The organism is Streptomyces aurantiacus JA 4570 (assembly GCF_000414115.1).
Classification (GTDB): domain Bacteria; phylum Actinomycetota; class Actinomycetes; order Streptomycetales; family Streptomycetaceae; genus Streptomyces; species Streptomyces aurantiacus_A.
The window spans coordinates 1-8,333 of sequence record NZ_AOPZ01000427.1 but is presented as its reverse complement, the minus strand read 5'-3'; the positions used below and the strand labels follow the sequence as shown (position 1 = coordinate 8,333).

The following is an 8,333-nucleotide window of genomic DNA, read 5'->3' as shown; positions in this document are numbered from 1 at the left end:
GGACGGGCTTTTCCCCACCCACCCGCCCTTCCTGGGCTCCGCCCCAGATACCGCGGCCTACGCGCGCGCACCCTCCAGCTCGGCCCGAGCCGCAACAAACGCGTCCACCGCCCGGTGGACGTCCTCCGTGGAGTGCGCCGCCGACAGCTGCACCCGGATGCGGGCCTGCCCCTGCGGCACCACGGGGTACGAGAAGCCGATCACGTATACGCCCCGCTCGAGGAGCAGCTCGGCCATGCGCCCGGCCACCGCGGCGTCCCCGATCATGACGGGGGCGATCGCGTGGTCCCCGGGCAGCACATCGAAGCCCTCCTCGGCCATCCGGGACCGGAACAGCGCGGTGTTCGCCGCGAGCCGCTCCCGCAGGTCCCCGGCGGACTCGAGCAGGTCGAGGACCTTGAGGGAGGCCGCCGCGATCGCCGGGGCGAGGGTGTTGGAGAACAGGTAGGGGCGGGACCGCTGGCGCAGCAGCGCGACGATCTCGGCGCGCGCGGCGACATAGCCGCCGGAGGCACCGCCGAGCGCCTTGCCGAGCGTGCCGGTGATGATGTCGACGCGGTCCATGACGCCGTGCAGCTCGGGCGTGCCCCGGCCGCCGGGGCCGACGAAGCCGACAGCGTGCGAGTCGTCGACCATCACCATGGCGTCGTACCGCTCGGCCAGGTCGCAGATCTCGGCGAGCGGCGCGACGTACCCGTCCATGGAGAAGACGCCGTCGGTGACGACGAGCTTGCGCCGGGCGCCGCCCTCGGTGGCCTCCTTGAGCTGCTTCTCCAGGTCGGCGAGGTCGCGGTTGGCGTAGCGGAAGCGGCGGGCCTTGGACAGGCGGATGCCGTCGATGATCGAGGCGTGGTTGAGGGCGTCGGAGATCACCGCGTCCTCGGGGCCGAGGAGGGTCTCGAAGACGCCGCCGTTGGCGTCGAAGCAGGAGGAGTAGAGGATCGTGTCCTCCTGGCCGAGGAAGGAGGACAGCCGCGCCTCCAGTTCCTTGTGCACCTCCTGGGTGCCGCAGATGAAGCGGACGGACGCCATGCCGTAGCCCCACCGGTCGAGCGCCTCGTGCGCGGCGGCGATCACCTCGGGGTGGTCGGCGAGCCCGAGGTAGTTGTTCGCGCAGAAGTTCAGTACCTCACCGGGGCGGCCGCCCCCGGTGACACCGACCGTCGCGGACTGCGGGGTGCCGATGACGCGCTCGGGCTTGTGCAGGCCGGCGGCGCGGATCTCGTCGAGGGTGGCGGCGATGTCGTCGCGTACGGAGTCGAACATCAGGGAGTCCTTCGGGAGTTCAGGAAGTGGGCGGGAGCTGCGGGAGCCGTGGGCGGGTCAGACGGTCCAGTCGAGGATGACCTTGCCGCCGCGGCCGCTCGCCGCGTCGTCGAAGGCCTCCTGGAATTCGCGGTACCCGTACCGTCCTGTGATCACGGGCGCGAGGTCGAGGCCGCCTTCGAGCAGCACCGACATGGCGTACCAGGTCTCGAACATCTCGCGGCCGTAGATGCCCTTGATGGTGATCATCGAGGTGACGATCCGGGCCCAGTCGACGGCGAACTCCTCGGCGGGCAGGCCGAGCATGGCGATCTTGCCGCCGTGGGTCATGTTGGCGACCATGTCGCGCATCGCGCGCGGGTTGCCGGACATCTCCAGGCCGACGTCGAAGCCCTCGCGCAGGCCGAGCTCGCGCTGGCCGTCGGCGATGGTCGACTCGGCGACGTTGAGGGCGAGGCTCACACCGGTCTTGCGGGCGAGCTGCAGGCGCTCCTCACTGACGTCGGTGATGACGACGTTGCGGGCCCCCGCGTGCTTGGCGACGGCCGCGGCCATCAGGCCGATCGGCCCCGCGCCGGTGATCAGGACGTCCTCGCCGACCAGCGGGAAGGACAGGGCGGTGTGCACGGCGTTGCCGAACGGGTCGAAGATCGCCGCGACGTCGAGGTCCACCGGCACCCGGTGCACCCACACGTTGGAGGCGGGCAGCGCGACGTACTCCGCGAACGCGCCGTCGCGACCGACGCCCAGGCCGACCGTGGCGCGGCACAGGTGGCGCCGTCCGGCCTGACAGTTGCGGCACTTGCCGCAGACCAGGTGGCCCTCGCCGCTCACCCGGTCGCCGGCCTTGATGTCCGCGACGTCGCGGCCGGTCTCGACGACCTCCCCCACGAACTCGTGGCCGACGATCAGGGGCGCCTCGATGGTCTGCTGCGCCCAGCCGTCCCAGGCCCGGATGTGCAGATCGGTTCCGCAGATCCCGGTGCGCAGCACCTTGATCAGGACGTCGCCGGGGCCGATCTCCGGCTCCGGGACGTCCATCAGGCGGAGCCCGGGCTCCGCTTTCTCCTTGACCAGCGCCTTCACGCGACGACTCCTGTCGTGCCTCTGGGGGTGGCGGCGTCCCGTACCTCTCGCGTACGTCGCGTCCCGGTGGCCCACACCGGTCGCACACCGACGCACAGCAATCTTCCGTACGCCGCGTCGCTGGTCCATCGAGGATTTCTTAAGCGCTGCCGCAGCTTTCCTTCAGACCGCAGGCGGACCGCCCGCGGCCGGGTCCGCTCCGCCCCGCGCACTGCCCTCGTCGGCCTGGCGCACCTGCCCCCGGTCGAAGTAGCCGACCAGCTCCGGATCGAGCGGCGGCACCTCGCGCGGCGCCCCGCCGTCCCGCAGCGAATCCGTGGCCCGTGCCCCGGCGGCGACGGCCATCCGCGCGGCCACCGGCGAGGTGTCGGTGGGCCCGCCGTCGCGTACGAAGCGCAGGAACTCGTCGACGAGGAGCGGGTCCGCGCCGCCGTGACCACCTTCGTCCTGGACGTCCGGCACGGCGTACTCGGCGTCGCCCTCCGCGCGGTGCGTCGAGCGGCGCGTGTTCCAGACCCTGACGACTCCCCCGGGGCCGTCGCCGAAGTTCTCCAGGCGGCCCGCGTCGCCGATGACGGTGTAGTTGCGCCAGTAGTCGGGCGTGAAGTGGCACTGCTGGTAGGCGGCCAGCACCCCGTTGTCGAGGCGCATGTTGACGAGGGACACGTCCTCGACGTCGATGACGGGGTTGAGGGCGCGCTGGGTGCCCGGCGGCCAGTGGCCGTCCTCGGTGTACCAGTCGTCGGCCTTGGGCTCGCCGGGCGCGCGGCGGTGCGGATTGGCGCCGTAGACCATGAGGTCGCCGAGCGCCTGCACCTGCCGGGTCCAGCCGCCCGCGAGCCAGTGCAGCACGTCGATGTCGTGGGCGGCCTTCTGGATCAACAGGCCGGTGGTGTACCGGCGTTCGGCGTGCCAGTCCTTGAAGTACCAGTCGCCGCCGTACCCGACGAAGTGGCGCACCCAGACCGTCTTGACCTCGCCGATCTCGCCGCGCCCGATGATGTCGCGCATCAGCCGGACCACGGGCATGTGGCGCATGTTGTGCCCGACGTACAGCCGGGTGCCGGTGTCGTACGCGGCGCGCAGGATCGCGTCGCACGCCTCCACGTCGGTGGCGAGCGGCTTCTCCACGCACACCGGCTTGCCCTCGCGCAGCGTCTCGAGGGTGAGCTCGGCGTGGGTGTGGTCGGGGGTGAGGACGACGACGGCGTCGACGTCCGGGTCCCCGACGACCTCGCGGTGGTCGGCGGATATCCGGGCGCCGGGGAACGCCGCGGCGGCGGCCGCGCGGGCCGCGGGGTCGTGGTCGGCGACCGCGGTGACGCGGGATCCCGCGCCGGGCCGGTGGGCGACGCGGGCGAGGGAGCCGCGCAGTCCATAGCCGAGGACGCCGAGACGGAGGTCGGTCATGGGGGCCTTTCGTGGGGCGGACGTACAGGGCGGGGTCGCGGACGGGCGTACGGCGTGAGGGCCTTGCCCGACGACGGTCCCCCCAGCGTAGTAATCGCTTACCATCCCGCCATGACCCCACCGCATCTCGCGCTCCCCCCCGCCGATCGGGTCCGCTCGCCCCTGACCGGCTGGACCCGCGCGCACTGGGAGGCGCTGGCCGACCGGCAGTTGGCGGCCCTTGTCCCGTACGCCACGCCGCGCTTCGCGCAGTACCGGCTGCCGGGGCGCGGGAGTTGGTCGGGGGTCGCCTCGGACGGTCTGGAAGGGTTCGCGCGGTCGTTCCTGCTGGCCGCCTTCCGGATCGCGGGAGCGGGCGGCGACGTGGACCCGGCGCTGGTGGAGCGCTACGCGACCGGTCTGGCGGCGGGCACGGACCGTGGCCGCCGTGGCGCCGACGGCGAGACCTGGCCCGAACTCGCGGACTGCTCCCAGCAGATGGTGGAGGCCGCGTCCGTCGCGATCGGCCTGCACGAGACGCGGCCGTGGATCTGGGACCGCCTCGACAGCCGGACGCGGGAGCGGGTCGTCGACTGGTTCTCCGGCTTCGTCGGCGCCCGCACCTGGGACAACAACTGGCGCCTCTTCCAGGTGGTGTCCGAGCAGTTCCTCGCCTCCGTGGGCGCGCCGCACAGCCGGTCCGACATCGAGGCGGGCCTGGACCGCGTCGAGGACTGGTACCGCGGCGACGGCTGGTACAGCGACGGCGACGGCCGCAACTTCGACTACTACAACGGCTGGGCCATGCACCTCTACCCGCTGCTGTGGGCACGGATGGCGGGCCCGGACGGCGACGGCGGCCGCGGCGAGGTCTACCGCGAGCGCCTGGCCCAATTCCTGGGCACCTACCCGCACTTCTTCGGAGCGGACGGCGCGCCCGTGCACCAGGGCCGCTCCCTCACGTACCGCTTCGCGGCGACCGCGCCGGTGTGGATGGGCGCCCTCGCGGACTGCTCGCCGCTCGCGCCCGGCCTGACCCGGCGGCTCGCCTCCGGCACGGCCCGGCACTTCGTGGAGCGCGGCGTCCCCGACGAGCGCGGGCTGCTGCCGCTCGGCTGGTACGGCACCCATCTGCCGTCGACACAGGCGTATTCGGGGCCGGCGTCACCGTACTGGGCGAGCAAGGGCTTCCTCGGCCTGCTCCTGCCCGCCGGCCATCCGGTGTGGACGGACCGCGAACTCCCGCTGCCTGTCGAGGAGTCCGACCAGTACACGGCGCTCCCCCGCCCCGGCTGGCTGCTGCACGGCACCCGCCACGACGGCATCGTCCGCCTCGTCAACCACGGCAGCGACCACAATCCGTTGGAGGGCCCGGCCACCGACGACCCGCACTACGCCAAGTTCGGCTACTCCACGGCGACGGCCCCGGAGACCGCCCCGCGCGCGTGGGAGCGCGCCACGGACGGCCACCTGGCGCTGCTCGCCCCGGACGGCACCGCCTCGCGCCGCCGCCGTATCCACCCGCTGACCTGCGCGGGCCGCACGGCGTCGTCCCGCCACGACGCCTGTTTCCCCGGCACCGACGACACGTACCCGATCCTCACCACCAGCGCGCTGTACGGCCCGTGGGAGATCCGCGTGCACCGGGTGCGGGCGCCTCGGGGCGCGACGGTCCGGGAGGGCGGCTACGCGGTGGCGGACCGGACGCCGCCGTACGTCGAGCGCGGTCCGGGCTGGGCCCTCGCCCGCACGGAGGCCGGGCTGACGAGCGCGGTGGTGGGGCTGTACGGCTGGGCCGGAGAGGAGGGTGCGGAGGGTGGGGCGGACGTGGTCCGCGAAGTCGAGGCCAACGCCTATGGCCCGCACTCGGCCACGCCGTACCTGTCGACGCGCGATCACCCGGGCGGCGGGAGCGTCCACGTCACCCTGATCGTGCTCACGCGCGACGACGCCCGGCCGCGCGCCCTCAAGGAGGCCATCGGCTGCGCGGTGCGCGACGGCACGGTCCGGATCACGTTCCCCGACGGCGAAGAACTCGCCCTCTGACGGAACCGGGTTCACAGCGGGGCGGCCAGGTCCCCGTCGTCCTCGCGGCGCCGGACGTGTTCGGCCAGTTCGGCCGCCATCGCCTTGATCGTGTCGAGCCCGGCGCGCCCCCACGGCCGCGGCCGCACGTCGGCGACGCACACCGTGCCGAGCACGAACCCGGCGCGGTCGGTGAGCGGCGCGCCCAGGTAGGACCGGATCCCCATCTCGTCGACGACGGGGTTGCCCGCGAATCGCGGGTAGTCGCTCACGTCCTCCAGGACCAGCGCCTTGCCTCGCACCACCACGTGCGGGCAGTAGCCGCGCTCGCGCGCCATATGCCGCCCGAGGGCGCCGGCCGGCGGCTCCGCGTCCTCGTCCACAGGCGTCGGGGCGTGCAGTCCGGCGAAGAACTGCCGTTCCTCGTCGATGAAGTTGACCATCGCGTAGGGCGCGTCCATGACCCGCGCGAGCCGGTCGGCGAAGGCGTCGAGCCCGGGCTCGCACCGCTCCCCCAGCCCCAGCTCCCGCAGCCGTCGGACCCGTGCCGGGGCCTCCTTGTCGACCGGGGTCAGCAGCAGCCGGCCGGTCGCCTCGTACGTCATCGGCGTGCTCCCGTCATCGGCGTGGTCCAGGGTTCATGGGGTGCGGGCTCCGTAGGTGGGTGCGGCGGGCGCGTGGGCGAGCAGGTGGCGTACGAGGGTGAGGAGCGTCTGGATGCCGGAGCTGGAGATGCGCGCGTCGCACTGGACGACCGGCACCTGCGGGTCCAGGTCGATGGCGGCGCGCACTTCCTCGGGCTCGTAGCGGTAGGAGCCGTCGAACTCGTTGATGGCGACGATGAACCCCATGCCGCGCTGTTCGAAGAAGTCGACGGCGGCGAAGCAGTCCTCCAGGCGCCGGGTGTCGGCGAGGATCACCGCGCCGAGGGCCCCCTCGGACAGTTCGTCCCACATGAACCAGAACCGTTCCTGGCCGGGGGTGCCGAAGAGGTACAGCACGTGCTCCGGGTCGAGGGTGATCCGGCCGAAGTCCATGGCGACGGTCGTCGTGGTCTTGTGCTCCACGCCGGACAGGTCGTCGGTGGCCTCGCTGACCGTGGTGAGCAACTCCTCCGTGCTCAGCGGCGCGATCTCGCTGACCGCGCCCACGAAGGTCGTCTTGCCGACCCCGAACCCGCCCGCGACGAGGATCTTCAGCGCGGTGGGGAAGGGGTCAGAGCTGTCGTCGTAGTCCATCGAGCACTGCCTCCAACAGGGACCGGTCAGTTGGGTTGTGGTAGAAGTCCGGGGCTCTCGTGGTGATCGCCCCGCAGTCGACGAGGTCGGACAGGATCACCTTGGTGACCACGGCCGGCAGCTTGAGCTGGGCGGCGATCTCCGCGACGGACGTGGGGGCCTCGCACATGCCGAGCGCGAGCGCGTGCTCGGGGCCGATGTAGCCGGCCGGGACGGTTCCGGTCGCCCGCACCTGGGACAGCAGGTCCAGCTGTGCCGTCGGTCTGGTGCGTCCGTCGCTGACCGTGTAGGGGCGGATAAGCCGCCCCGCGGCATCGTCGAGCCATGGCCCGTCGTGCGGGGCCCCCACGCTCAGTGCCTCATCGACGCGGGCTCGACGGCCGGCTGGCGGGGCGCTGTGACCAGGTAGGGGCGCACGCTCTTCACGAGCATCGCCATTTCGTACCCGAGGACCGCGGCGTCCGCCTCGCGCCCGGCGAGGACGGCCAGACAGGTGCCCGAGCCCGCCGTGGACACGAAGAGCAGCGTGGAGTCGAGTTCCACGACCACCTGACGCACGTCCCCGCCGTCCCCGAACCGGACTCCCGCGCTGCGCCCGAGGGAGTAGAGCCCCGACGCCAGCGCCGCCATGTGGTCGGCGCTGTCCGGGTCGAGGCCGTGGACCGACTTCACGAGTCCGTCGCAGGAGAGCAGCACGGCGCTGTGAGTGTGCGGCACGCGCTGCACGAGGCCGCTCATCAGCCAGTCGAGATCGGATACCTGGCCGGTCGGCGCATCGCTCGCCATGGTGGATCGACTCCTTGAAGTACGGGGTTCTCGAAGTGCTCGGGGTCTGCCCGGGGCAGACGGGGTGGGGGTGGTGCGATCGGTCGCCCCTGCGGTGCCACGGCCGTCGCGGCCGCCACGCCGACGGGAGCCGGCAGCGGTCGGCCGGGCCGCCGCGGTCAGCCGCCCTGGTCGCCGCGGCCGGTGCCGTCGCCGGGTCCCGGGCTCGCACCGGCTTCGCGTTCGTAGGGGGTTTCGCGGGCCTCGGCCGCCTGCGCCAGCCCGATGCCGCGCTGGAAGGCGGCCATCAGCCCCGGGTCGTGGCCGACGTGCTCCTCGTCGACGCGGGGGGCGCGGGCGTCGCGCAGCTGGGGCGCGAGGTGTTCCTGGGCGCGGCGCCTGGGCAGCTGCGGTCTGCCGACCCGCCCGCGCACGGCGCCGTTGCGGGGCACCGGCGGTGTGGCGGTGTGCTCGACGGCGCTCTGCCGGTCCTCGGGCCGGATGCCGGGCAGGGCTTCGGCGGGGGTGGGCCGGTCGGCCCGGGAGCCGCGGACGGGCAGGGGG

The 8,333-nt window shown here is 73.1% G+C and carries 8 protein-coding genes and 1 pseudogene; 1 reads left to right on the top strand and 8 read right to left on the bottom strand.

What is annotated here, in order from left to right; translation table 11 throughout:
- Nucleotides 1–57 precede the first annotated feature (57 nt).
- The 3 genes from STRAU_RS33100 to STRAU_RS33090 form a co-directional block, all read right to left on the bottom strand.
- A complete protein-coding gene (locus STRAU_RS33100) occupies nucleotides 58–1,266 on the bottom strand; it encodes a glycine C-acetyltransferase (protein ID WP_016644777.1) in 1,209 nt (402 codons plus the stop codon).
- Between the two features lie 57 nt (nucleotides 1,267–1,323).
- Entirely contained in the window at nucleotides 1,324–2,352 is a 1,029-nt protein-coding gene (gene tdh / locus STRAU_RS33095; RefSeq protein ID WP_016644776.1) for an L-threonine 3-dehydrogenase, read from the bottom strand.
- A gap of 162 nt (nucleotides 2,353–2,514) precedes the next feature.
- The gene (locus tag STRAU_RS33090; protein WP_016644775.1) at nucleotides 2,515–3,762 is read right to left on the bottom strand and encodes a Gfo/Idh/MocA family protein; all 1,248 of its coding nucleotides are present in this window, start codon (nucleotides 3,760–3,762) and stop codon (nucleotides 2,515–2,517) included.
- A gap of 111 nt (nucleotides 3,763–3,873) precedes the next feature.
- Here STRAU_RS33090 and STRAU_RS33085 point away from each other — a divergent pair, with 111 nt between their 5' ends.
- Nucleotides 3,874–5,787: a DUF2264 domain-containing protein gene (locus STRAU_RS33085; RefSeq protein WP_016644778.1), complete on the top strand. Its 1,914-nt coding sequence runs from the start codon at nucleotides 3,874–3,876 to the stop codon at nucleotides 5,785–5,787.
- 11 nt (nucleotides 5,788–5,798) lie between these two features.
- Here STRAU_RS33085 and STRAU_RS33080 read toward each other — a convergent pair whose 3' ends face one another.
- From STRAU_RS33080 to STRAU_RS33060, 5 genes and pseudogenes are all read right to left on the bottom strand, one after another.
- Entirely contained in the window at nucleotides 5,799–6,371 is a 573-nt protein-coding gene (locus STRAU_RS33080; protein WP_016644774.1) for a GAF domain-containing protein, read from the bottom strand.
- A 33-nt stretch (nucleotides 6,372–6,404) separates the two neighbouring features.
- Nucleotides 6,405–7,004, bottom strand: coding sequence for a GTP-binding protein (locus STRAU_RS33075; RefSeq protein ID WP_016644773.1), 600 nt, complete (start codon nucleotides 7,002–7,004; stop codon nucleotides 6,405–6,407).
- Nucleotides 6,982–7,353, bottom strand: a complete 372-nt coding sequence (locus tag STRAU_RS33070) for a DUF742 domain-containing protein (protein ID WP_016644772.1) — start codon at nucleotides 7,351–7,353, stop codon at nucleotides 6,982–6,984. The genes STRAU_RS33075 and STRAU_RS33070 overlap by 23 nt, the downstream gene beginning before the upstream one ends.
- Nucleotides 7,354–7,355: 2 nt before the next feature.
- Nucleotides 7,356–7,790, bottom strand: a complete 435-nt coding sequence (locus STRAU_RS33065; RefSeq protein ID WP_016644771.1) for a roadblock/LC7 domain-containing protein — start codon at nucleotides 7,788–7,790, stop codon at nucleotides 7,356–7,358.
- Between the two features lie 158 nt (nucleotides 7,791–7,948).
- A pseudogene (locus tag STRAU_RS33060) lies at nucleotides 7,949–8,333 on the bottom strand (ATP-binding protein); the annotation flags it as partial.